The sequence below is a fragment of the Fusobacterium perfoetens genome (assembly GCF_021531475.1).
Taxonomy (GTDB): Bacteria; Fusobacteriota; Fusobacteriia; order Fusobacteriales; family Fusobacteriaceae; genus Fusobacterium_B.
Map to the genome: position 1 here is coordinate 1 of NZ_JADYTX010000024.1, position 23,410 is coordinate 23,410.

Genomic DNA, 23,410 nt, shown 5'->3' on the forward strand with positions numbered 1-23,410 from the left:
TATACCCTACAACTCAAATTTTGTCAACGATATTTTTTTAATTTTATTAAATTTTAAAACTTTTCTTTATTTTTCAATAGATAAAATTTTAAAAATATTTTTATAATTTTTAATTTTTGAGAAAATTTTATAAAAAAATAAAAGACTGTTGCATTTTTTATTAAAAAAAATATAGATTAAAATTATGAAAAAATAAAACCAACAAAGATAAATGCTATAAAAAAATTTAAGAATTACATAATTTATTAAAAAAATTAAAACGTCAAGAATTTATATATCTAAAATAATACTACCTCAACGGAATAAATTTATCATTTTTAGTAAAATAAATTTTAGTTAATAATTTTCTAGAAGTATTAAGTAATTCTAAATTTTTTAAATTAAATCAAATTTATAAAATATGAAGTGATTTTTAATCTTATATTTCTTAAGTTTACAACAGCCTTTTCTAAATATTTTCTAAAGTGTCAAAGCTAGTTTATAATTTTTTCTCATTACATCACAAGAAGCTCCAAATTTTTCTAAATCCTCTTTTGACATAGGAAGTTCTATAACTTTTTCAACTCCATTTTTTCCAACTATAGCTGGAACACTAGCATAAACATCACTTTGTCCATACTCTCCCCTTAAAAGAGTAGACACCATACAAACTTTTCTCTCATCAGCTAAGATAGTTTTTATAATCTCAACACAAGAAGTTCCTATTCCAAATTCTGTAGAACCTTTTCCTTTTAGAACTAGCCAACCACCATATCTAGCATCATTAGCTATCTCTTCAAGATTAAGATGTCCATAAGTTTCTGGCTCCTCTTTCATAAGTTCTATTAAAGATTTTCCAAATATAGTAGCCACAGACCAAGGAACCATTTGAGATTCTCCGTGTTCTCCCATAACATAAGCATATATTGATTTTTGGTCTATATTTAATTTTTTAGATAAAACCTTTCTAAGTCTAGCTGAATCCAAAGTTGTGCTTGTAGAAAGAATTTTATTTGATGGATAATTTAATTTTGTTTGTAAATAATATGTGATAACATCTGCTGGATTTGATATATCTATTATAATTCCAGAAAATTTAGAATTTTTTATCCCCTCTACGACACTTTCAAGGCAAGTTATAGTTTTTCCTAAAGTATCCATTCTAGTTTCATTTAAGTTTGGTAGTGGACCAACAGAGATAACAATAATTTCTGCATCATCTATATCTGAATAATCTCCAGCTTTAACTCTTACTCTGTGTGGAAGATATACAACTGCGTCTGCTGTATCCTCTGCTTGAGCCAAAGCTTTCTTTTCATCTATATCTATATAAACTAATTCATCACACACCCCTTGTGTCACTAAAGAAAATCCCACATGAGAACCAACGTGTCCCGCTCCAATTACAACTATTTTTCTGCTTTTTATTTCCATAATTCAAGTATCCTCCTTAAAATAAGTTTTCATTAATAATATCACTAATTGAATTTATTTGCTAGTGAACAATTAAAAAAATTTTTTGTTCCTAATAAAAAAATAAAACACCCTACACTCTTTAAAAGTTGTAAGATGTTTTAAAAATCTTGTTCGTATATATTTTTTATTCTTCCTCTTGAGTTTCTTGTTCCTCTTGATTTTTTATCTCTTTTCTGTATAAGTGATATTGGAATAAATTATAAATTATATAATAGAATGAGAATATAAATAAACTATATTTTAATGTTGCAAGAACACAGATTACAAAAATTCCCATATATTTTTTAGGTACAAAATTAAATACTTTGTCTGGAGTTAAGAAAGTAATAGTAGATACCATTAGTATTGCAGAAATTATTGTTATAGAGATAAAGAACTCTGCATTAAAGAAATTGTATCCATATTTTTCTAAAGTTCTACAAAGTAATAAATAAGATATTATAGAAGCTGCCCCATTTGGAATAGGCATTCCACTAAAATCATCTTTTTCATTAGAAGCGACTGTAACAACATTAAACTTTACAAGTCTCATAACTCCACAAAGAGCATAAATAAATGCAACAGGGATTGCCATTGTTACAAATCTAGGATATTCCGATAAGATAGAATAAACTAAGATACTAGGAGCTATACCGAATGAGATAGCATCTGAAAATGAGTCAAACTCTTTTCCAAATTCACTGAAGGCATCAAACTTTCTAGCAGCTTTTCCATCTAATCCGTCACACACCATAGCTAAAAATATAAACCAAATAGCATAAGTATAATTAGATTTTATTGATGCAGTAATACTTAAGTAACCAAGAAGCATATTCGCAGCTGTAATTCCATTAGGTGCTAAATATTTTTTTTCAACCATTATTAATCACTTCCAATTTTTAGAATTCGTACATAGATACTATATTTTACCACATCATTTTCATTTTTTCAATTTTTTTTAAGCTTCGAAGAAAAAAATCAATTTTTCGTTGTCTAAGTTAATATAACTTAAATAAAAAGTTTTGAGTAATTTTAATCTATATGATATAATTATTGACATAAAAAAGGAGGAATTTTAGTGAAAAAAATAGTAAACGGATTAATAGGAATAACAATTTTAGCAGGAGTTGGAGTTTTCGGTCTAAAGGATATGGTTATCCAAAAAGTTTTAGAAAAACAAATGACTGAGGCTTTGGAAAGCAATGTTAGAATATATGGAGTAGATTATTTTATTTTTAAAGAGAAACTTGAATTAAAAGGAATTGGTATAGAGAGTAAAGAAGATGAATCAATAGACGCTATCTATATTAATAGAGTTTCTACTAATATTAAACTTCAACAGATTTTTGATAAAAAAATTGGTTTGGAAAATCTAGAAATAAGAGATATCGAACTTAATAAAAAAACAGATAGAAAAAATACAAAACCTGTTGTTAGAAAAATTGAAACTGAACTTACTAATAAAAAAATAAGTCCAGAGGAGATGCAAAAGTTAACTGAATCTTTCTTGGTTAATTATCAACATTTGCTTACAAAATTAAAAAGTGATAACAGCGAAAAAAATGCTAGACTTAAAGCTTTATTTATAAATGTAACAGTTCCAGCTCTAGATAAATTTATTGATTATAAACTTTCTGATATAGCTTCGTCTTATATGATAGACATTATCGATAAATACAATACTCTTAAAGCTAACTTCCAAGAATCAAAAGATTCTTTAGAAGAAGATGCTTGGGTAGTAGAGATTTCAGACCTTTTAGTTAAAACCTCTCTTCTTGGAAGAAATTTTGAGGGAGTTGTAAAAGGAATAACTACTGACAAAACTAAGATGAATAAAAATATTCCATTTAGTTTGGTGGCAAGTAACCAAGATGAAAAGAGTTCTATCACTGGTTATTTGAATATCGGTGCTTTTACTGGAGAGATTGACAGTAAATTTGAAAATATTGATGTTAATAATTTTATGACTGAAAAAGATTTAATCGAGGCAAAAGCTAACCTTGTCCAAAAAATATCTCTTGATGAGGAGAAAATATCAATAATCGGTAGACTTGATATGAAAGAATTAGATATTAATAAAGAAAAAGTTTCTGATTATTTCTTAAAAGATAAAGATGCTCTAGATATTATCGTCGGAGATACTAATGACAAAATCAAAAATTTAAAAGTAGAGTATAATTACAATCCTAGTTTTAATAGAGTTTTTGTAAATAGTAATATTGCAAAAGAAGTGGCTTCATATTTAGGTGGAAACGATAGACAATTAGATAAATTAAAAGAAGATTTTAACAATAAATATGGAGAAAAAATCAATAAAACGAAAGAAGAATTAAAATACAAACTAGAAGAATTTATAAATGTTTTTAATAAAAACTAATTTAGCAAGGAGAAAAAAATGTATATAGTTTTTGATGTTGGAAATACTAATATTGTTACGAGCATTCTTAACTCAGAGGGGATTGTTGAAGAAACTTTTAGAAATAGAACCAATGACAGAATGACTGAAGATGAGTTTATGGGATTTTTTAAAAGTATGATGGATATTCATAATATCGAAGTTAAAGATATCCAAGGGATAATGATTTCATCAGTGGTACCTGTTATTACAACAATCCTACAAAGATTTGGAAAAAAATATTTTAACTTAGATGTTTTTGTGGTAAATATAAAGAAAAAAGTTCCTTTTAAATTTAAAAGGGGAGTAGATGGCTCTAATATGGGAGCTGACAGAATAATAAATGTTGTTCAAGCTCTTAAAGAGTATCCTGACAAAAATCTTATTATCTTTGACTTTGGAACTGCTACAACATATGAAGTATTAAAAAAAGATGTCTATATAGGAGGAGGGATTTTCCCCGGACCAAAAACATATATAAACTCTTTATTTGGTACAACAGCTCGTCTTCCAAAAGTTGAATTTGATGAGATGCCTAGCGTTTTAGGAAAAAATACTGTCGAGGGAATTCAAGCAGCTACTTTCTATGGATATATCGGTCAAGTAAAATATCTTATTCAAAAAATAAAAGAGGAAGTTGGAGAAGATTGTTTTGTACTAGCCACTGGTGGTTTTAGTAAAATCATTGGAGAATATGTAAAAGAGATTGACAAATGTAGCTCTAAACTTAGCATAAGAGGAATATATACACTTTATAAAATGAATAAAAAATAATATAATAAAGGGTTGCCAAGTAGCAACCCTTTTTAAATAATTATTCATATAATGGGAATTTTAAGCAAAGTTCTCTTACTTCTTCTCTTATTTTTAAAAGTTCAGATTCATTGTTGATATTATCTACAACTCTTAAAATAAAGTTTGCTATCTCTTCCATCTCTTTTTCTTTCATTCCTCTAGTAGTCATAGCAGGTGAACCAATTCTTATACCACTTGTAACCATTGGTTTTTCAGTGTCATAAGGGATTCCATTTTTATTAACAGTTATTCCAGCTATTTCTAAAGCTTTTTCAACTTCTGCCCCTGTTAAACCTTTATTTGCTTTTACATCTATTAAGACCATATGGTTATCAGTTCCACCACTTACAACTCTTAAGCCACCTTGTTCTAAAACTTTTGCTAAAACTTTAGCATTTGTTACAACTTGATGCTGATATTCTTTGAAACTTGGAGATAATGCCTCTTTAAATGCCACAGCTTTACCAGCTATAATGTGCATTAAAGGTCCTCCTTGGATTCCCGGGAAGATTGTTTTATTTATTTTTTTCGCAATCTCCTCATTATTTGTCATTATAACTCCACCACGAGGTCCTCTTAAAGTTTTGTGAGTTGTAGTTGTAACAACATCTGCATAAGGAACTGGGCTTGGGTGTTCTCCTGTAGCTACAAGTCCAGCAATGTGAGCCATATCCACCATTAAATAAGCTCCAACTTTATCAGCTATCTCTCTAAATCTTTTGAAATCTATAACTCTTGCATAAGCACTTGCTCCAGCAACAATTATTTTTGGTTTTACTTCAAAAGCTAATCTTTCAACTTCGTCATAATCTATTAATTCAGTTTCTTTTGATACGCTATAAGAATAAACTTTATAATCTTTACCAGAAAAGTTTACATTTTTTCCGTGAGTAAGATGTCCTCCGTGGTCAAGTTTCATTCCAAGTATAACATCTCCTATATTTATTAAAGCTTTATAAACTCCCATATTTGCTTGTGAACCTGAATGAGGTTGTACATTCACATATTTTACATTAAAAAGTTCTTTTGCTCTCTCAATAGCTAATTTTTCAGCTACGTCAACAAATGAGCAACCACCATAATATCTTTTATCTGGATATCCTTCTGCATATTTATTTGTCATTATACTACCACAAGCTTCTAACACAGCTTCTGATACAAAGTTTTCTGAGGCTATAAGTTCTATCCCCTCATTTTGTCTTTTTCTTTCATTTTCTATTGCTTCAAATATCTCTCTATCTGTTTCAAAAAGTTTTTCTAATTTTTTCATATTTTTACCTCCTCAAATCCACTTTTTATAAACTTACATCAAATCTCAAACCTCCTTAATATTTTATATAGTAACATATTTTTTCTTAAAATAAAAGAAGTTTATATTTTTGAATAATAACTCTTTCAACCGTAGATATTTTATTGAAAAAGTGTTATAATCTATTTACTTAATATTTCAAAAAATACTTTTTAGGAGGAGAGATGAGAAAAGTAAAATTTATATATAATCCTTTCTCTGGCGAAAAAGAGATACTTAAGTATTTGGATTATCTGATTTACTCTTATCAAAAAAAATCTTTTACAGTTATACCATATAGACTTGGATTTGATAGAGATATATCAGAGGCTTTTGCTGATATTGATGATACTTTTGACCATATATTAATATCTGGTGGCGACGGTACTGTCAACGAAGTTGTAAACGGAATGAAAAAATTAAATATAGATTTGCCAATCGGTGTTATCCCTGCTGGTACAGCTAATGATTTTGCTCACTTAATAGGTATGCCTCAGAGTATAAGATACTCTATTGATGCTATTTTAAATAGTGAAGTTTCTTTAGTTGACCTTGGAAAAGCTAATGATAAATATTTTGTTAATATTTTTAGCTGTGGACTTTTTACAGATGTTTCACAGAAAACACCTACAGAATATAAAAATACCTTTGGAAAACTCGCATATTATTTTACAGGAATAAAAGAGTTGCCTAAATTTAAAACTCTTGACCTTTCTATAAAATCTAAAAACTTTAATTATGAGGGTTCATCTATTTTGTTTTTTGTATTCAACGGTAGAACTGCTGGTAATCTAGAAGTGGCTCACGACTCAACAGTTGACGACGGATACTTAGATGTTATTATTATTCCTGCTGATAATATATTAGAAAAACTATCTATACTACCACATCTTTTAAATAAAAATAATACCTCTTATCCAAAAGGGATTATTCACTTTAAAACTGATGAAATAGAGATAGATGTAAAAAATTCTAATGAGTATACTACTGATATAGACGGGGAGCAAGGACCAAAATTCCCTATAAAAATAACTTGTGAAAAAAATAGCCTAAAAGTTTTGGGCTGGATATAGACTTTGGAGGAAAAATGAGAAAACTAAAAAACTTTAAAAAAACTGACAAAATCCCACCATATTTAGACAATGAAAAACTTATATTTGCTGGGTTTTATAAAAAATACTCTTGTATAGCATCTCTTGAAGAGGGGAAAAAATTCGTTAGTATTTCTGCTGAAAAAGGGGAGGTTAAACTAACTGAATATGAGATGCAAGAGATTACAAATAATTTCCAAATGGGAGAGTATGAAACTTGGGAGATAAAATCTCCTTTTAGAGAGGGAAAAACTAGATACTTTAGAGAAAAATAATTAAAAAAAATATAAGATTAAAAATTACTACAGATTACGAAAAATTGATTTATTATAAGCTCATTTCACTAAAATCACAAAACTCGCTAACGCTCAAACAGTTGTGATTTTTAGCGTTCAATATCGCTTTATAAATCTAATTTTTCTCCATAATTTTCGTAATTTTTAATCTATATTCTTATTAATAAAAAATGCAACATCTCTCTTTTTATTTTTAATTTTTTTCAGTTCTTTTAATATAATTTAAAATCTCTGATATTGTCATATCCACTATCGCAATAATTTTTTCTCTAAATAAATTAACTATATTTCTTATAGATTGAGATAAATTAATAGCATTTTCTTCTTTCTCTACTCCTAAATTTCTGAAGAAATATATTGTCATAACTCCGATAACTGTTCCTGCTATAATATCTGAAAGAGGAGAGGCAAATAAAATTCCATATATCCCTCTTCCTACCTCTTTATTTTCAAAAAATCTACAAAGTCCCAAAGTAAATATTACAAAGCAAAACATATCTCTAAGGATAGAGGCTATCATTGAGTGAATAGGTTTTCCAATAGATTGGAAGAATATAGATGAAATCTTTATAAAGCAAGTTACAAAGCAAAAACTTAAGAAAATACGGAAACTTTTTGTTGCAAAATCCATATAAAGTTCATTTTGTTTTCCAAAAATTAAAATTATCATCTCTGGATATAGTTCAAATATCAAAGTGGATAAAATCCCAACTCCAAGAGATGAGATTAAAATAAAACGATAAGTTTCTTTTACTCTATCTAATTTCTTAGCTCCATAGTTATAACCTAAAATCGGTTGTCCACCTAAAGCTATTCCAACAGCGATATTATTTACAATAGTATAAACCTTTGTCTGAATGCTAAAAACAGAGATTGGAATATCGCTACCATAGATAGAAGTAGCTCCATATTTTGCCAAAGTAATATTACTAAGTAGCGTCATAACTACCATTGAAATCTGAATAATAAAAGTAGAACCACCTAGCATAATAAGATTTTTTAGCATATCTTTTTTTATGTGGAAACTCTCTTTGGAAAGTTTAAAACTTTTTGGTTTTAAAAAATATAATCCACAAATAATAAAAGATACCCCTTGTCCAATCACTGTGGCTATTGCTGCTCCCTCAATCCCCCAATCTAACCAAAATATACAGATAGGGTCTAGAATAATATTTAAAATAGCTCCCGAACACATTGCCATCATAGCATAAGTTGGACTTCCGTCAGCTCTTATCATACTGTTCATCACATTAAACATCAGATATGCTGGAAAAAATAAAGCTATAATTTCAAAATAATTGCAAGCTAAATCAAGAGTAGCCTCTGACGCACCAAATAAAATCATTAAAGGCTCACAAAATAAAATACAAACTCCCGAAAGAATAACACTTATTATAAAAGTAGTTGTAAGTCCCGTCCCAACACATCTGTGAGCACTTTCACTGTCTTGACGTCCAGAACAGATACTTAAATAAGAGGCTGCTCCATCTCCAACACACCAAGCAAAAGCATTACAAATACAAATAATGGGAAAAGATATTCCTGTGGCAGCGTTTCCCAAATAACCAAGCTCACTATTTCCAATAAAGATTTGGTCTACAATGTTGTAGAGTGCACTTATCAGAAGTCCCATAACACAAGGTACAGAGAATTTTAAAAGCAGTTGAGATACTGGCTTTTCTCCTAAAATTTTGTTTTCTTCCATAAAAATTTTTCCTCCTTAATAAGCACAAAAACCGTAAACAATTTACTTTTGTGCATTTTTTAATGCCTTATAGTAAACTATTTACGGTAGTCTGTAGAAACGTCCACCCTATTGTGAACATATATAAGCTCATTTCCTTTTAGAATATCATATTTTTACAGTTATTGTCAATATTTTATTATCTATACTAACTTTATTTTCTGTAAAAAATATTACTGAACTAGATTTCTTATCAATTTTTTCAGATATAAAAATATATTTCTATTTCTTTATTCCTACTTAAAAATTTTTTTATTTTATTTTTATTATCCAAAAATTCCAAATACAATAGAACCTATGATTAACATCATTGCTCCTCCAACTCTCGAAGAAATTTGTGCAAATGACATTAACTCCATTCTGTCTGCTGCTCCAAGTACAGCCACATCTCCTGAACCACCTCTGTTTGCCATACATAGCCCAGCTGTTATCGCTGCCTCTATAGGATAAAACTTCATTGTTCTAGAAAGTAACATTATAAATATAACTGCTCCTAATACAATTCCTATTGCTATTACTAAATTTGCTGGTGTTAAAGAATTTATAATCTCTTGTACATCAGTTCCAAAACCTACTGCTCCCATTAATATCCAAATAGTATATTTTGAGAAAAATGTTTGCATATTTTTAGCTCCAGCTTTTAATGGTGTTGGGACAACATTAGTTACATTTAAAATAATTGCATAGATAACTAAAAATGCTAATCTGTGCATTTCAAAAGAAAAATTTAATGTACTCCATAATTCAGCTGAAAGATGTGCAAACATAAATAATACTCCTGTAAAAACTAAAGCTGCTGCAAACTCTTTTTGTCCAACTTCCATTTTTACCTCTTCATCTTTAACTGCTTCTTTTGAATTTTCTATTATTAAACTTCCATTTCCTGTTAAGCTAGGTTTTGATTTTCCTAATTTATTTAATAAAGCTCCAGTTATAATTACAATAACATTAGCTATTGTTAAGATTGAAATAGCAAAAGCAAACCATTCACTTGAAGGTCTTCCTGTTTTTTGAGCCCACATCTCAGACATAGGTATAGCTCCAGCTCCTGTTCCTCCGCCCATTATAGGTAAAACATAATTCATCACAATATCAAGAGGTGCTTTTCCAAAACATAATCCTGTTATTACTCCACCTATTGTTGCTCCTAAAACTCCTACTAAAATAAGTGGAATATATCCTGATATAGCTTGTACTAATGTTTTTCTATTAACTGTTAAAACTGAACCTACAATCAAAGCAGGTATAAATATTTCCAAGAAATTTACTGGTTGTTTCCCATAAAATATCTCTATAGAATCTAACATTTTTTGAGGTACTAAATTGTATGTTCCCATTACTGCCGAAATAAAAAATACTAAAACTGTTCCTCCACCAATATAATCATTCCATACAGGAATTCTATCTCCAATCTCTCCAAATAAAATTCCAAACACTGCTAATATTGTAAATATTGTTAGAAAATTAGGTCTAACAAATCCTCCAACAACTCCATTGAAAGGTGTGTAAACAATAAATGTTACTATACCTAATAATACTAAAAACATAGGTAAAGTTAGTCCACTCCATTTTGCTTCTTTTAAACTGAATAATTCAGAAAAAGTTTTTTTGCCATAATTAAATCTCCTTTGCTTTAAAAAAATATTCTTTTGTTTTTAACAGATACAGTATACAGTATCTCTTTTTAAAAGTCAATAATATTTTATTCAATTCTTTTATTTTTACCAAGATAGTCTTTTAACCATAATGATTTCATTTATTTTTTTGTAAAAAAAATAGCACGAAATATATCGTGCCATAATCTAAAAATTTTTATTATAATTATAATTCAAATTCTATTAATGCTTTTGCTGTGATTACTTTTACATTTTTAGTATCTGTTATAGGTGTTCCACAACCTGAACAACCTCCACCACAACAACCGTCTACTCCACAAGAATGATGTTCTTCTTCTCCACCCATTCTTTTTAAATAATCTTCATAAGTTTCAATGTATCCATTAGCTAATAAATTATCAAAAGCCACTTTTAGTTCTTCTTCAGTGATTCCTATATTTTTCATTATCGCCTCATCACTATAAGTTTTACCTGTAACTAAAAACTCCACTATTTTTCTTTCTATATCTGTCATTATTCCTCCCTATATTCAAAATTGTAAATATTACAATTTAAAAACTATTTTAATTTATATATCTATTATACGCTATATTTTGTAAATTGTCAATAAAATTAAAAGTATTTTCACTATTATAAAAATTATGATATAATAAATAGTAAAATTTTTAGGAGGTAATTAATGACTGAAATAAAAGTTAATCTTAGAGAGAGTAATTTAAAAGAGGATATATTTTTGGAAAGTATCCGTACAAGTTATAGAAAAAAAATCTGGTCTAAGTTTGTGAAAGCTATAAATGATTTTAATCTGATAGAGGATGGAGATAAAATCGCCGTAGGAGTATCTGGTGGAAAGGATAGTCTTTTACTTTGTAAACTTTTCCAAGAATTAAAAAGAGATAAAAGTAAAAATTTTGAAGTGGCTTTTATCAGTATGAATCCCGGTTTTGAGGCTATGGATATTGAGCAATTTAAGAAAAATCTTGAAATTTTAAATATCCCTTGTCATATATTTAACTCTGATGTATGGGAGATCGCTTTTCGTGAAGATCCTGAAAATCCTTGTTTTCTTTGTGCTAAGATGAGAAGAGGGGTTTTATACAACAAAGTTGAGGAGTTAGGATTTAATAAACTTGCTCTTGGACACCACTTTGATGATATTATAGAAACAGCCCTTATAAATATGTTTTACGCTGGAACTATCAAAACAATGGTGCCAAATGTATCATCTACTAGTGGAAAACTATCTGTAATAAGACCAATGGCATACATAAAAGAAGAGGATATTATATCTTTTACAAGAAGAAACAATATTCAAGCTATGGGTTGTGGTTGTCCTGTTGAATCTGGAAAAACTGACTCTAAAAGAAAAGAGATAAAAAATCTTTTAAAAGACCTTGAACAAAAAAATAAAAATATAAAACAAAGTATATTTAACTCCCTAAAAAATATAAATCTTGATTTTGTTATGGGATATACTAGAGGAAATAAAAATGATTAGAATAAATGATATTTTTGAACTTCATAACCTAAAAGTAGATAACTATCTTTTTGAAGTTATGGAGGACAGTTTAAAAATTATAAACAGAAAAGAAAAATTTGAAATAAATCTTAAGTATAACAAAGAAAATGTTATCTCTACCCTAGAAACTATAAAAAAATTAACAGAGATAAAAATAGTTTTAGATAGCTTTAAGGAAAGAGAGATACTTTCGTATATAGAGAGCAAAGGTTTTAATAAACTTCTTTGGAATCCTATCGGAAAAGCTATGCACAGATTTAATATGATAGAGGCAGGGGATAGGGTAGCTGTTGGAATTTCTGGGGGAAAAGACAGTATAGTTCTTTTTAATGCCCTTGTAAGAATAAAAAAAATAGCTAATTTAGATTTTGAGATTATCCCAATCCATATCCATATGAAAGAGGATTTATCAGACCTTAGTGAGCTTACAGCTTATATCAAAAAATTTGGTTATGATTTAAAAGTTATAGAAACTAACCTTGGAAACTTAGTAAAAGAGAAAAATCCTTGTTTCCTTTGTGGAAGATTAAGACGTGGGATATTATATACTTTTATGAAAGAGAATAGTATAAATAAACTTGCCCTTGGACATCATAAAGATGATATTATAGAAACTTTCCTTTTAAATATCATCTATCAAGGGAATAGAAATATTATGAAACCAGCTTATTTTTCTGATGAGCATCAAGTAACAGTTATAAGACCACTTGCTTTTGTAGAGGAAAAAAATATAATAAGCTATTCTAAAAAACTTTCTCTTCCTATTCTTGAGACAAAATGTCCTTATGAAATGAGTGTGGATTCTAAAAGACTTAGAATAAAAAATATTATAAAAGATATTTCTCTTGAAACACCTGATGTAAGAAGTACCATTCTTAACAGTATAAATGATTTGTTTTAGTACCATTTGAATAATTTATAAGACAAAACATAGAACAGCTATTTGTAATTAAATAATATATTTTAAAAATCAAAGTTTTTCTTGACTATTATTTTTTTTTGCTGTATAATTAGTTATATTGTTAAGGGGGGAGTGCGTATGGTTGTTCCTTTGGCATTTGCTGAGATGAATAAAACTCTCACAATAGTAGAGATATCAGACAAATGTAGACATAAAAATTTTTTACTAGAAAAAGGGTTCTGTGCAGGAACTAGCATTGTTTTAAAAAACTCTTCCGATGGTAACTTTATTGTAGAAATCAACGAATCCCAATATATTATCGGATTTAGTTATGCAAAAAATATATTAGTAAAATAGTTTTTTACAGCCTTAGAGCTGTAAAAAATTTTGCCAAAAAGATTTGTTATACAAAATATTTTATATAGATAATTTTGAAAAGGAAAATAGGAGGACTTTTATGAACTTAAGCGAGTTAAAAAAAGGGGAAAAAGCAAGAATTATAAAGATTGGAAAAATAGGTGAACTAAAAAAAAGACTTATTGAAATGGGAATAACTCCGGGAGAAATAATCCTATTTGATAGAAATGCACCACTTGGTGACCCACAAGAATTTCTTGTAAAAGAAAACGGAATCTCTATAAGAAAAGAAGATTCTAAAAATATTGAAATCGAGTTAGTTAAATAATTTATTTTATACAGAAAGGTGATGAATTTATGATAAAAATCGCATTCGCAGGAAATCCAAACGTTGGAAAGAGTGCATTAATTAACGCAATAGCTGGTTCTAACTTAAAAGTTGGTAACTGGGCAGGAGTTACTGTTGAGAAGAAAGAGGCGTCTTTTGTTCACAATGGTGAAGAAATTACTATGATAGACTTACCGGGAGTTTATAGTTTAAGTCCACGTAGTCTAGAGGAAAATATAACTAGAGATTTTATAACTGATGAAAATCCAGATGTTATTATAAACGTTATCGAAGCACCAAACATTGAAAGAAACCTATACCTTACACTTCTTTTGAAAGAACTTGGAAAACCTATGGTAATGGCTCTTAACTTCTATGATGAGTTTGAAAATTTAAACCATAGCCTTGATATCCCTCTTCTATCAGAAAAATTAGAAATGCCTGTTGTTAAAACTTCGGCTATAAAAGGAACTGGGCTTTCTGAACTTCTTAATAAAGCTATTGAAGTGGCTAAAGCTAAAAAAATCCCATCTTTTAAGATAACATTTGATTCTTACATAGATGAGCAATACAATCTTATTAAGAAAAAAATAACTGCTGACAAAAAATTAGATAAAATCGTTGAAAAATATGGAATAAACTTTGTAATCATCAAACTTCTTGAAAAAGATGTAAACTTCTTAAAAAAATCTAAAGATATTTTTGGACTTGATATAGAAAATTATCTTGATGAAAATATAAAAGTTATTGAAGATAAATATGATGATGATATTGATACAATTTTAGCAGAGAGAAGATATGGAGAGATAAAAGGAATCCTAGCTGACACTTTAAAAACATCTCTAAAATCAAGACTTGACTTCTCTGAAAAAATAGATAAAGTTCTTTTAAATAGAGCTTTCGGTCTTCCAATATTCTTCTTAATAATCGGTCTTTTAATGACAGTGGTATTTAATGGAAGTGCTCCTTTTATCGATTGGATAGATGGATTTATCGGTGGATTTATTGGAAAATATGTTGGACTTTTGGTAGAGGGAACACCAGATTGGTTACAATCTCTTGTAGTTGATGGTATAATCGGTGGAGTTGGAGGAGTTTTAACATTTATTCCACTAATGTTCTTACTATATTTCTTCTTATCTATCTTAGAAGAAAGTGGATATATGTCAAGAGTTGCTTTCTTAATGGATAAAATAATGAGAACTTTAGGATTAAACGGAAAAGCATTCGTTCCAATGGTAGTTGGATTTGGTTGTACAGTTCCTGCTATCTATTCTACTAGAACACTAGAAGATCAAAATTCTAGAAAATTAACTGCTGCTCTTGTACCATTTATGTCTTGTGGAGCTAGACTTCCAGTTTATGGATTATTTACAGCTGCATTCTTTGGACAAAAAGCAGGATTAGTTGTTATGTCATTATATATGTTTGGTATTGTTATAGCTATTCTTCTTGGAACTTTCTTAAAAAGATTTGATGAATTTAAAGGAGAAAATAAGGCTTTACTTATAGAACTTGCACCATATAGAATCCCAGGATTAAAAGTTATATTAAAATCAGCTTGTAGAAGAACTGGTGGATATTTAAAGAAAGCTACTAGTATAATTCTTGGAATATTAATGTTACTTTGGGCTTTAACTTATTTCCCTAACCAAGGAGATGCGGAACATTCTTATATGGCAACTATCGGAAAAACTATCGCTCCAGTTTTAAAACCTACTGGATTTGCTGATAGATGGGAACCTGTTGCTGCTGTTGTACCAAGTATCGCTGCAAAAGAAATCGTTGTTGGATTTATGGCTCAAGTATTAGAGTTACCTGAAGAAGAAACTGAAGAAGTTGTAGAAGAACCAACAACATTTAGTGAAGATTTAAAAGAACAAGTAGTTGGTTTAGGTCAAGCTTTCGTAGATTCTGCAAAAGGAATTTTAAGCTTTGATATAGCTGGACTTTTCTCTGCTCCTTCTGCTGAAGAAGTTGAAGAAGAGGGAATGGGAGTTGTAAAAGCTACATCTAACCTTTGGACAGATGATTTAGCACCACTTAGAGCTTACTCATTTATGGTATTTATCCTTACAGTAGTTCCTTGTGCTGTTACTTTAGGAGCTATCAAACAAGAGTTTGGAACTAAATATCTATTAAAACTTTCTGGAATTATGTTAATTATTCCATATATCTGCTCTACTTTAATCTTCCAAATAGGTCGTTTATTTATGTAGTTAGTCTACAATAGAAAGGAAGTATATTATGAAAACTTATATCTTAATAGGAGTTTTAATAATCTTAGCTCTATATTCTTTTAGAGCTTTATATAGAAATTTTACTGGAAAAGATGGTTGTGCATCTTGTGGACACGACAAAAAAGATGGAGAGGGTTGTGGTTGTAGCGGAAATTGTGGCTCTTGCAACTGCTCTCACACTGAGAAAAAATAACAAAATTACCTTAAGAAAAAGAGTTCAAAGAGTTTTAGATTTGGACTCTTTTTTAAATATTAAAAAAATATTACTAAAAAACTTGCTTATATCCTCTATAAATTATATAATGTAGAGTAAAATCGAGGGAATGATTATGAAATACTTTTTAACTAAGGAGTATCAATGAATAGAAATTACAACATAGGAGTTTTTGACTCAGGTCTTGGTGGAGTTACAGTTTTAAAAGAACTTAGAAAACTTTTACCAAATGAAAATATCATATATTTTGGAGATACTAAAAATGTCCCTTATGGTGAAAAAACAAAAGAGGAGATTCAAGCTTTATCCCATAAAATAGTGGATTTTCTAACTAAAAATAATTGTAAAGTTATAATAATAGCTTGTAATACAGCCTCTATTGCTGCTTATGAATACTTAAGAAGTGTATCTTCTGTTCCTATTATTGGAATTATAAATTCTGGTTTGGAGTCTATTAAAAAAAATACATATAAAGAGATCGGTATAATTGGAACACCTTTTACTGTAAATAGCGGAGAATATCCTAAAAGATTAAGCCTAAGAGATAAAAATCTAAAGGTTAATTCTGTTGGTTGTGATAAACTATGTCCTATGATAGAAAAAGGGTGGCAAAATTTTGAAGATAGAGGTGAGGTTTTGGAAAGCTATCTTGATAAACTTCCAAATACCTGCGAGGCTCTACTTTTAGCTTGTACACACTATCCTTTCATTATAGAGGATATCAAAAAGAGATTTAAGGGGAATATCTTAGACCCTAGTGAAAAATGTGCTTGTGAGGTTTATCGTTCTTTAAAAGAGGCTAACCTTTTAAATGAACAAAAAGAAGTTGGTAAGACAGAATTTTATGTAAGCAGTGATAAAGATAGCTTTAAGAATAAGGCTCAAGAGTTTTTGGGAGCTAGTATAGATAGTGTTTTTGAGATAAATTTATAGTAATAAAAATAGAGAAAGAAAACCTTCTCTATTTTTTTATTCCACTATTAAAAAAATCATCAATTAAAATACTTCCATCGCAATATCTTCTCTATTTTCTTACCACAACTGCCACTTTTATGCCACAAATTAAAAGTTCTAAATAAAGATAATTGCTATAATTAAGAGTTTATAAAAAATGTGTAGTAATTTTGTAGAACAGTTATTACCACATCATAACTTTATATAATTAAAATATTTATAACTAAAAAATACCCTTTGTGGTAAAAAAATTTACTTACATACAAATATATACACAGATACATATATTTATGTAGTAGTATTATTAATGATCTTATATAAAATATTATTAAATAACAAGATTTATATACTTCTACCACAATTGAATGTAATATATTTAAATTAAAAGTTTTATAATGTGGTAACAAAAAATATAGTTTTACTACATAAGATATATTATCTTTATTTTAAATAAGTTACACAAGAAAAATTTTACTACATTTTCTACCATTGTTACTACAAATCTTATAAATTTAGTTTTAAATATAAAAAGAGCCATCGAAAATATGACAGCTCCTTTAGAGAAGGGGAGAGCTTTAGATATCTTTTTTCTCATCTAAAAGTTCTTTTTTTCTTAGGTTTTCACCTTTTAGTATATATACCAAATCCACAACTAAATGGATAATATGGTCTGAAAATCTTTCATATTTTTTTACTAGAGATACAACTTGAAGTAACTCATTAGTTTCAGCTGGATTTCTTTTTATACATTCAGCTATTTTATCAACTATTGCTTTTGTTTCAGAGTTAATATCTTCGTCAGCTGTAACTAAAGTATAAAGTAGTTCTTCATCAGATGTAGAGAAAGAAACAATATAAGAATCAAATGTACTTTTAATTCTCATAAGGTAGTTGTACATTGCTCCCTCAAGTCTTGTATTAATTTCTGGATTTATAAGTTCAATCTCTCTCATAACTTTAAAGTTACTTTTTAGAATGTCAGCCATTCTTTCTATAAGTCTAACTCCGTCTATTATCATTATTAATGCTCTTAAGTTTTTGGCAGCTGGTTGGAATCTAGCAATACAGTTTATAGAATCTTCTTTTACTTTTACTTCAAAAGCATTTATAACATCTTCTATTACAAAGCATTCTCCATAAAGTTTTGGACTTACTTTTCCATCTTTTACAGCCTCTATATTTATTTCAAGCATTCTACTAAGATGCTTTAACATCTCTAAGTAATGTTCATTTAAACCAGTTAAGCTTTCTTGTAAATTTCTCATTTTAACTCCTTTTTCTTCCTTATTAAATTCTATTCTATCAATAATATAATTAAAAATTACATAATTTGGTTAAGATAAAAGAAAATTTTAAAAATTATATCTACCTATCAGTTTATATATTAAAAATTACGCAATTTATTCTATTCACCAAGTTAAAAGAAAGTATTAAGAATTATACCCACTCACCAATTTATATATTAAAAATTACGTAATTTATGGAAAAAATCTAGAGATAGCAAGTGATGTTGAACGCTAAAAAATGACACTGTTTGAGCGTAGCGAGTTTGTCATTTTTAGTGAAACGAACTTAGCTAAATCAGATTTTTGGAATATGAAGTAATTTTTATATATATAAATATTCTTCTTTCTATCCAAATTTTCCTGTGATATAATCCTCGGTTTTCTTATTGTGAGGAGCTGTGAAAATAACTTCAGTTTTATCAAATTCCTCTAAAACTCCTTGATAGAAAAATCCAGTGTACTCAGAAATTCTAGCTGCTTGTTGCATATTGTGAGTAACTATAACTATACTATAATCTTTTTCAAGTTGTCTTATAAGTTCTTCTATTTTTGAAGTTGATATTGGGTCAAGAGCTGATGTTGGCTCGTCCATTAAAAGTATTTCAGGTTTTATTGATATAGCTCTTGCTATACAAAGTCTTTGTTGTTGTCCCCCTGAAAGTCTTAAAGCTGATTGATGAAGTTTATCTTTTACTTCGTCCCAAAGAGCCACAGCTCTTAATGATGATTCAACTATCTCATCAAGTTTTTTCTTGTCTGTTTCTCCGTGAAGGATAGGTGCAAAAGTTATATTATCATATATACTTTTTGGGAAAGGGTTTGGTTTTTGGAAAACCATTCCTATTTTTTTTCTAAGTTCTGTTACATCAAAATCTTCATCTAAGATATTTTTATTATCAAATAAAACTTCTCCTTCATATCTAGTTCCAGAGATTAGATCATTCATTCTATTAAGAGATCTTAAGAATGTAGATTTTCCACAACCAGAAGGTCCAATAAGAGCTGTTACTTTATTCTTTTGGATATTCATATTTATATTTTTTAATGCTTTAAAATCTCCATAATAGAAATTAAAGTTTTTAACTTCAATCCTTGTATTTTCCATCTAAAAAATTCACCTCTATATTAATATTTATTTTTAAATCTATTTCTTAAAAATGCACCAATCAGATTAAATCCAATTGTTATAACTACTAAAACTAAAAGTGTTCCATACATATTACTTAATGGCATATTAGGAACTTGTGTTGATATTACAAATAAGTGATATGGTAGAGCCATTACTTGATCGAATATTCCTGTTGGTAGGAATGGGAAGTAAAAGGCTGCTGCTGTAAACATTATAGGAGCTGTTTCTCCACTAGCTCTTGATATACTTAAGATAATTCCAGTAAGTATTCCGGGAGATGCTGCAGGAAGAACCACTTTATATATTGTTTCCCATTTTGTAGCTCCAAGAGCAAGTGACGCCTCTCTCAAATTATTTGGAACACTTAAAAGTGCCTCACGAACAGCTGTGATAATTACTGGCAGACACATTATTCCAAGTGTTAGAGAACCAGAAAGTATTGATGAACCAAAGTTTAAGAATATTACAAACAGTGCCATACCGAATAATCCATATATTATACTTGGAATCCCTGCAAGGTTTATAATTGTTAGATTTATAAATCTTGTAAGTTTTGTATCTTTGGCATACTCTACTAGATAAACTCCTGTAAATATTCCAAAAGGTACAGAGAATAAGATTGTTCCAAGTGTTAGATATATACTACCTATTATTGCTGGAAAAATTCCTCCAGATCTCATTCCGTCAGTTGGCATTCCGAATAGGAATTCAAAATTTATTCCCATTATACCTTTTAAAGCTACAAAAATTAATATTACAAATATAGGCAGTATTGTCAAAGCTCCGATAACCGATATAGCTTTTTTAAATATTTTCTCTCCATTTCTTTTAATAATTATCATTACTACACCTCTAATTTCTAAGTTTACGTGCTTTTGTTACATAGTAATCAGCAACAGTATTTGTTATAAAACTTATGATAAAAAGTACAATACCTATGGCAAATAGTGCAAAGTAGTGGTCACTTCCTTGTACTACCTCTCCCATCTCTGCAGCTATTGTAGCTGTCATTGTTCTAACTGGAGATAGTGGAGATTTTGCAAGTATTGGAGCGTTTCCTGTTACCATTAAAACTGTTAAAGTTTCTCCGATTATTCTTCCAAATCCTAACATTATCCCTGCAAATATTCCCGGGAAAGCTGCTGGTAAAAGTACATTAAATATTGTTTCTACCTTTGTAGAACCTAATGCTAAAGCAGCTTCTTTATATGATGGATCAAGAGCGTTCAAAGCATCTTCTGTCATTGTAACAATAGTTGGAAGAGCCATAAAAGCTAGCATTATAGAACCTGTAAAAGCTGTCAGACCACTGTTTAATCCAAAAAGATCTTTTATTGGACCAGATAAAACATAAAGCCCTATAAATCCAAGCACAACTGATGGGATAGCTGACATTACTTCTATTAATATTTTCATAGCATTCTTAACTTTTAAAGGTGCATACTCAAATATATATACAGCTGTTAAAATTCCTAGTGGCACTGCTATAATTATTGCTATTATAGTTACCCAAAAAGAACCTACCAAAAGTGGCACAAGTCCATAAAATCCTGACAACGAAATCCACTTTGTACCAAAGACAAAATCTTTAACACTTGAATGTCCAAAGAATTTCATACCATTTAAAAAAATAAACAAGAACATTGTAAATATTATTACTATATTTAGAAGTCCTGTTCCAAGAAGAAATTTTCTTACTGATAAATCCAAAAATTTCCGTGAGTTTTTCATAAAATCTTTCACCTCATTTTATAATCTAAATATTTAATTTTTTATTTTTCGACTTATTATAAATTATTTCTGTGAAAAGAGAGTAAATCCAATGTAAAAAATATGTAAATTTTTTTTTACACAATTTTTACATTAGATTAATTTAACTTTAACAAAAAAATATTAAGATACAGCTGTCAAAGGGAAATGACACAAGAAATGAAATAAAAAATAAATTTTAAATATATTACGGAGGTATAATTTATGAAAATGAAAAAATCATTTTTAGCTGGAATGTTAATCTTAGGAGCATTATTCACAGGTTGTGGAGGTGCAAAAGAATCAAAAGTTATTCAAGCTAAAGGTTCTGATACAATACTTAACGTTACTCAAGGGATAGCTGAAGAGTTTATGCAAAAAAATCCAAAAGCTAAAATAGCTGTTACTGGTGGAGGTTCAGGAGTTGGAATATCTGCACTACTTAACAAAACAACTGATATAGCAATGGCGTCAAGAGCTATGAAACAATCTGAAATAGATAAAGCAAAAGAATTAGGAATCGGTGTTGAAGAAGTAGTTTTAGGATTTGACGGAATCACTCTTATAGTTAACCAAAACAACTCAGTAAAAGGACTTGATTCTGTAACACTTGGAAAAATCTTCAGAGGAGAAATCACTAACTGGAAAGAAGTTGGAGGAGACGACGCTAAAATAGTAGCTCTTTCTAGAGATTCATCTTCAGGAACTCACGAATTCTTCAAAGAACACGTTATAAGAGGTGGAGAAAAAAATAATCTTGAATATGGACCAGAAACTTTATATATGCCATCAAATGAAGCTATTAAACAAGAAGTAAAATCAAATAAATATGCTATCGGTTATATCGGAATGGGATATATGGACGATTCAGTTCACTCATTATCAATAGACGGAATTGCTCCATCAAAAGAAAATGTATCAAACAAAACTTATCCAATCGCTAGAGAAGTTTACTGGTATGTACCAAGTGAAAGAACTGGAACAATGAAAGAATTAGTAGATTTCGCAATCTCTGCTGACGGTCAAGCAGTTGTTGAAAGCGAAGGATTTATCAAAAGATAACACAAATAAATAAAATAATAAAACTGAGGCTGTTGCAAATTTAAGGAATATAAGATTAAAAATTATTACAGATTCCGAAAAATTGATTTATTTAAAGCTCACTCCATTAAAATCATAAAACTCGCTACGCTCAAACAGTTGTGATTTTTAGCATTACGTGTCACTTTATAAATCTAATTTTTCTCCATAATTTCATAATTTTTAATCTATATTCTCACTTATAAAAAATGCAACAGCCCCAGTTTTGTGCTATAATATAGAAAAAAATTAGAAGGGGGAAGATTTTGAGAGTTTTAGTAGTAGAAGATGATAGTGAAATTCGTGAACTAATCGGTTATTTTTTAGAGAAAGAAAATTTTGAAATAGACAAGGTGGATAATGGACTTGACGCTCTTAAGATTTTAAAAAAGAATAAACATCAAGTGATAGTTTTAGACCTTATGATACCGGGACTTGATGGAAAAAACTTTGCAAAGATTGTAAAAAATCTACCTGAAGAATATGGAAATCCAAAAATAATTATGGTTACAGCTAAGACTGAAATAGAAGATGTATTAGAGGGTTTGGAAATAGGTGCTGATGACTATCTTAGAAAACCTTTTGACCCAAGAGAACTTGTCTTGAGAGTTAAAAAACTTGTAAAAAATGATGAAATTTCAAAAAAAGAAATTGATGAAAATTATCGTTTTGAAAACATCACAATAGATAATAGCAAACATATTGTAACTTATGATGAAAAAGAGATTGACCTTTCCAAAAAAGAATATGACTTACTTGCCCTTTTAATAAGAAATAAGGGGCTTGTAGTTACTCGTGATAAAATCCTAGATGAAGTTTGGAACAGTAGTTACTATACTGGAGATAGAACTGTAGATGTATATATCTCAAAACTTAGAGAAAAACTTCCTATTCTTTCTGACTGTATCCATACTGTAAAAGGAGTTGGTTACAAATTAAAAGAAAAGAAATAATTGCTGGACTTATAATTTTAATCTGCGAGATTTTATTTGTA

General features: G+C 29.0%; 23 protein-coding genes and 1 riboswitch. Of the genes, 13 read left to right on the plus strand and 10 right to left on the minus strand.

Annotated features, from left to right (window positions below; all coding sequences use genetic code 11):
* Positions 1-459: 459 nt before the first annotated feature.
* A complete protein-coding gene (locus I6E15_RS06450; protein ID WP_235247048.1) occupies positions 460-1,413 on the minus strand; it encodes an L-lactate dehydrogenase in 954 nt (317 codons plus the stop codon).
* Between the two features lie 166 nt (positions 1,414-1,579).
* The gene (gene pssA / locus I6E15_RS06455; protein WP_235247049.1) at positions 1,580-2,314 is read right to left on the minus strand and encodes a CDP-diacylglycerol--serine O-phosphatidyltransferase; all 735 of its coding nucleotides are present in this window, start codon (positions 2,312-2,314) and stop codon (positions 1,580-1,582) included.
* Between the two features lie 198 nt (positions 2,315-2,512).
* Here pssA and I6E15_RS06460 point away from each other — a divergent pair, with 198 nt between their 5' ends.
* Together I6E15_RS06460 and I6E15_RS06465 are read left to right on the plus strand one after the other, a co-directional pair.
* On the plus strand, positions 2,513-3,811 hold the full coding sequence (locus I6E15_RS06460; RefSeq protein ID WP_235247050.1) for a hypothetical protein: 1,299 nt from the start codon (positions 2,513-2,515) through the stop codon (positions 3,809-3,811).
* An 18-nt stretch (positions 3,812-3,829) separates the two neighbouring features.
* Positions 3,830-4,603, plus strand: a complete 774-nt coding sequence (locus tag I6E15_RS06465; RefSeq protein WP_235247051.1) for a type III pantothenate kinase — start codon at positions 3,830-3,832, stop codon at positions 4,601-4,603.
* A gap of 40 nt (positions 4,604-4,643) precedes the next feature.
* Here the strand turns inward: I6E15_RS06465 and glyA are convergent, their stop codons facing one another.
* A complete protein-coding gene (gene glyA / locus I6E15_RS06470) occupies positions 4,644-5,894 on the minus strand; it encodes a serine hydroxymethyltransferase (protein ID WP_235247052.1) in 1,251 nt (416 codons plus the stop codon).
* A gap of 203 nt (positions 5,895-6,097) precedes the next feature.
* Between glyA and I6E15_RS06475 the strand changes: the two genes are divergently transcribed.
* The gene (locus I6E15_RS06475; protein WP_177162362.1) at positions 6,098-6,985 is read left to right on the plus strand and encodes a YegS/Rv2252/BmrU family lipid kinase; all 888 of its coding nucleotides are present in this window, start codon (positions 6,098-6,100) and stop codon (positions 6,983-6,985) included.
* Positions 6,986-6,999: 14 nt separating this feature from the next.
* Positions 7,000-7,278: a hypothetical protein gene (locus I6E15_RS06480; protein ID WP_235247053.1), complete on the plus strand. Its 279-nt coding sequence runs from the start codon at positions 7,000-7,002 to the stop codon at positions 7,276-7,278.
* A 214-nt stretch (positions 7,279-7,492) separates the two neighbouring features.
* On the opposite strand, the gene I6E15_RS06485 is transcribed toward I6E15_RS06480, so the two are convergent.
* The 3 genes from I6E15_RS06485 to I6E15_RS06495 all read right to left on the minus strand — a co-directional run bounded on the left by I6E15_RS06485 (position 7,493) and on the right by I6E15_RS06495 (position 11,173).
* Entirely contained in the window at positions 7,493-9,004 is a 1,512-nt protein-coding gene (locus I6E15_RS06485; RefSeq protein WP_235247054.1) for an MATE family efflux transporter, read from the minus strand.
* 50 nt (positions 9,005-9,054) lie between these two features.
* Positions 9,055-9,151, minus strand: a riboswitch (purine riboswitch).
* 158 nt (positions 9,152-9,309) lie between these two features.
* Complete coding sequence (locus tag I6E15_RS06490; protein ID WP_320614488.1) at positions 9,310-10,686, minus strand: 2-hydroxycarboxylate transporter family protein; 1,377 nt, start codon at positions 10,684-10,686, stop codon at positions 9,310-9,312.
* Between the two features lie 178 nt (positions 10,687-10,864).
* Positions 10,865-11,173 (minus strand): hypothetical protein, encoded by a 309-nt coding sequence (locus tag I6E15_RS06495; RefSeq protein WP_177160740.1) that lies wholly within the window; start codon positions 11,171-11,173, stop codon positions 10,865-10,867.
* A gap of 165 nt (positions 11,174-11,338) precedes the next feature.
* Between I6E15_RS06495 and I6E15_RS06500 the strand changes: the two genes are divergently transcribed.
* The 7 genes from I6E15_RS06500 to murI all read left to right on the plus strand — a co-directional run bounded on the left by I6E15_RS06500 (position 11,339) and on the right by murI (position 17,151).
* Positions 11,339-12,157, plus strand: coding sequence for an ATP-binding protein (locus tag I6E15_RS06500; protein WP_177160739.1), 819 nt, complete (start codon positions 11,339-11,341; stop codon positions 12,155-12,157).
* Positions 12,150-13,079, plus strand: coding sequence for a tRNA 2-thiocytidine biosynthesis TtcA family protein (locus I6E15_RS06505; RefSeq protein WP_235247056.1), 930 nt, complete (start codon positions 12,150-12,152; stop codon positions 13,077-13,079). Before I6E15_RS06500 ends, I6E15_RS06505 begins: the two co-directional genes overlap by 8 nt.
* Positions 13,080-13,217: 138 nt before the next feature.
* A complete protein-coding gene (locus I6E15_RS06510) occupies positions 13,218-13,436 on the plus strand; it encodes a FeoA family protein (protein WP_177160738.1) in 219 nt (72 codons plus the stop codon).
* A gap of 100 nt (positions 13,437-13,536) precedes the next feature.
* Positions 13,537-13,764, plus strand: a complete 228-nt coding sequence (locus tag I6E15_RS06515) for a FeoA family protein (RefSeq protein ID WP_177160737.1) — start codon at positions 13,537-13,539, stop codon at positions 13,762-13,764.
* 29 nt (positions 13,765-13,793) lie between these two features.
* On the plus strand, positions 13,794-15,983 hold the full coding sequence (gene feoB, locus I6E15_RS06520) for a ferrous iron transport protein B (RefSeq protein ID WP_235247057.1): 2,190 nt from the start codon (positions 13,794-13,796) through the stop codon (positions 15,981-15,983).
* Between the two features lie 28 nt (positions 15,984-16,011).
* A complete protein-coding gene (locus I6E15_RS06525; protein ID WP_177160735.1) occupies positions 16,012-16,197 on the plus strand; it encodes a FeoB-associated Cys-rich membrane protein in 186 nt (61 codons plus the stop codon).
* A 165-nt stretch (positions 16,198-16,362) separates the two neighbouring features.
* Positions 16,363-17,151, plus strand: a complete 789-nt coding sequence (gene murI, locus I6E15_RS06530) for a glutamate racemase (RefSeq protein ID WP_235247058.1) — start codon at positions 16,363-16,365, stop codon at positions 17,149-17,151.
* Between the two features lie 596 nt (positions 17,152-17,747).
* Here murI and I6E15_RS06535 read toward each other — a convergent pair.
* The 4 genes from I6E15_RS06535 to pstC form a co-directional block, all read right to left on the minus strand.
* Entirely contained in the window at positions 17,748-18,437 is a 690-nt protein-coding gene (locus I6E15_RS06535; RefSeq protein ID WP_235247059.1) for a PhoU domain-containing protein, read from the minus strand.
* A gap of 367 nt (positions 18,438-18,804) precedes the next feature.
* Positions 18,805-19,563, minus strand: a complete 759-nt coding sequence (gene pstB, locus I6E15_RS06540) for a phosphate ABC transporter ATP-binding protein PstB (RefSeq protein WP_177160732.1) — start codon at positions 19,561-19,563, stop codon at positions 18,805-18,807.
* Positions 19,564-19,583: 20 nt separating this feature from the next.
* Positions 19,584-20,429: a phosphate ABC transporter permease PstA gene (pstA, locus tag I6E15_RS06545; protein WP_235247060.1), complete on the minus strand. Its 846-nt coding sequence runs from the start codon at positions 20,427-20,429 to the stop codon at positions 19,584-19,586.
* A 10-nt stretch (positions 20,430-20,439) separates the two neighbouring features.
* Positions 20,440-21,318: a phosphate ABC transporter permease subunit PstC gene (pstC, locus tag I6E15_RS06550; RefSeq protein ID WP_177160730.1), complete on the minus strand. Its 879-nt coding sequence runs from the start codon at positions 21,316-21,318 to the stop codon at positions 20,440-20,442.
* 243 nt (positions 21,319-21,561) lie between these two features.
* Here pstC and I6E15_RS06555 point away from each other — a divergent pair, with 243 nt between their 5' ends.
* Positions 21,562-22,398, plus strand: a complete 837-nt coding sequence (locus tag I6E15_RS06555) for a phosphate ABC transporter substrate-binding protein (protein WP_235247061.1) — start codon at positions 21,562-21,564, stop codon at positions 22,396-22,398.
* Positions 22,399-22,682: 284 nt separating this feature from the next.
* Positions 22,683-23,369 (plus strand): response regulator transcription factor, encoded by a 687-nt coding sequence (locus I6E15_RS06560; protein WP_235247062.1) that lies wholly within the window; start codon positions 22,683-22,685, stop codon positions 23,367-23,369.
* The last annotated feature ends 41 nt before the right edge of the window (positions 23,370-23,410 follow it).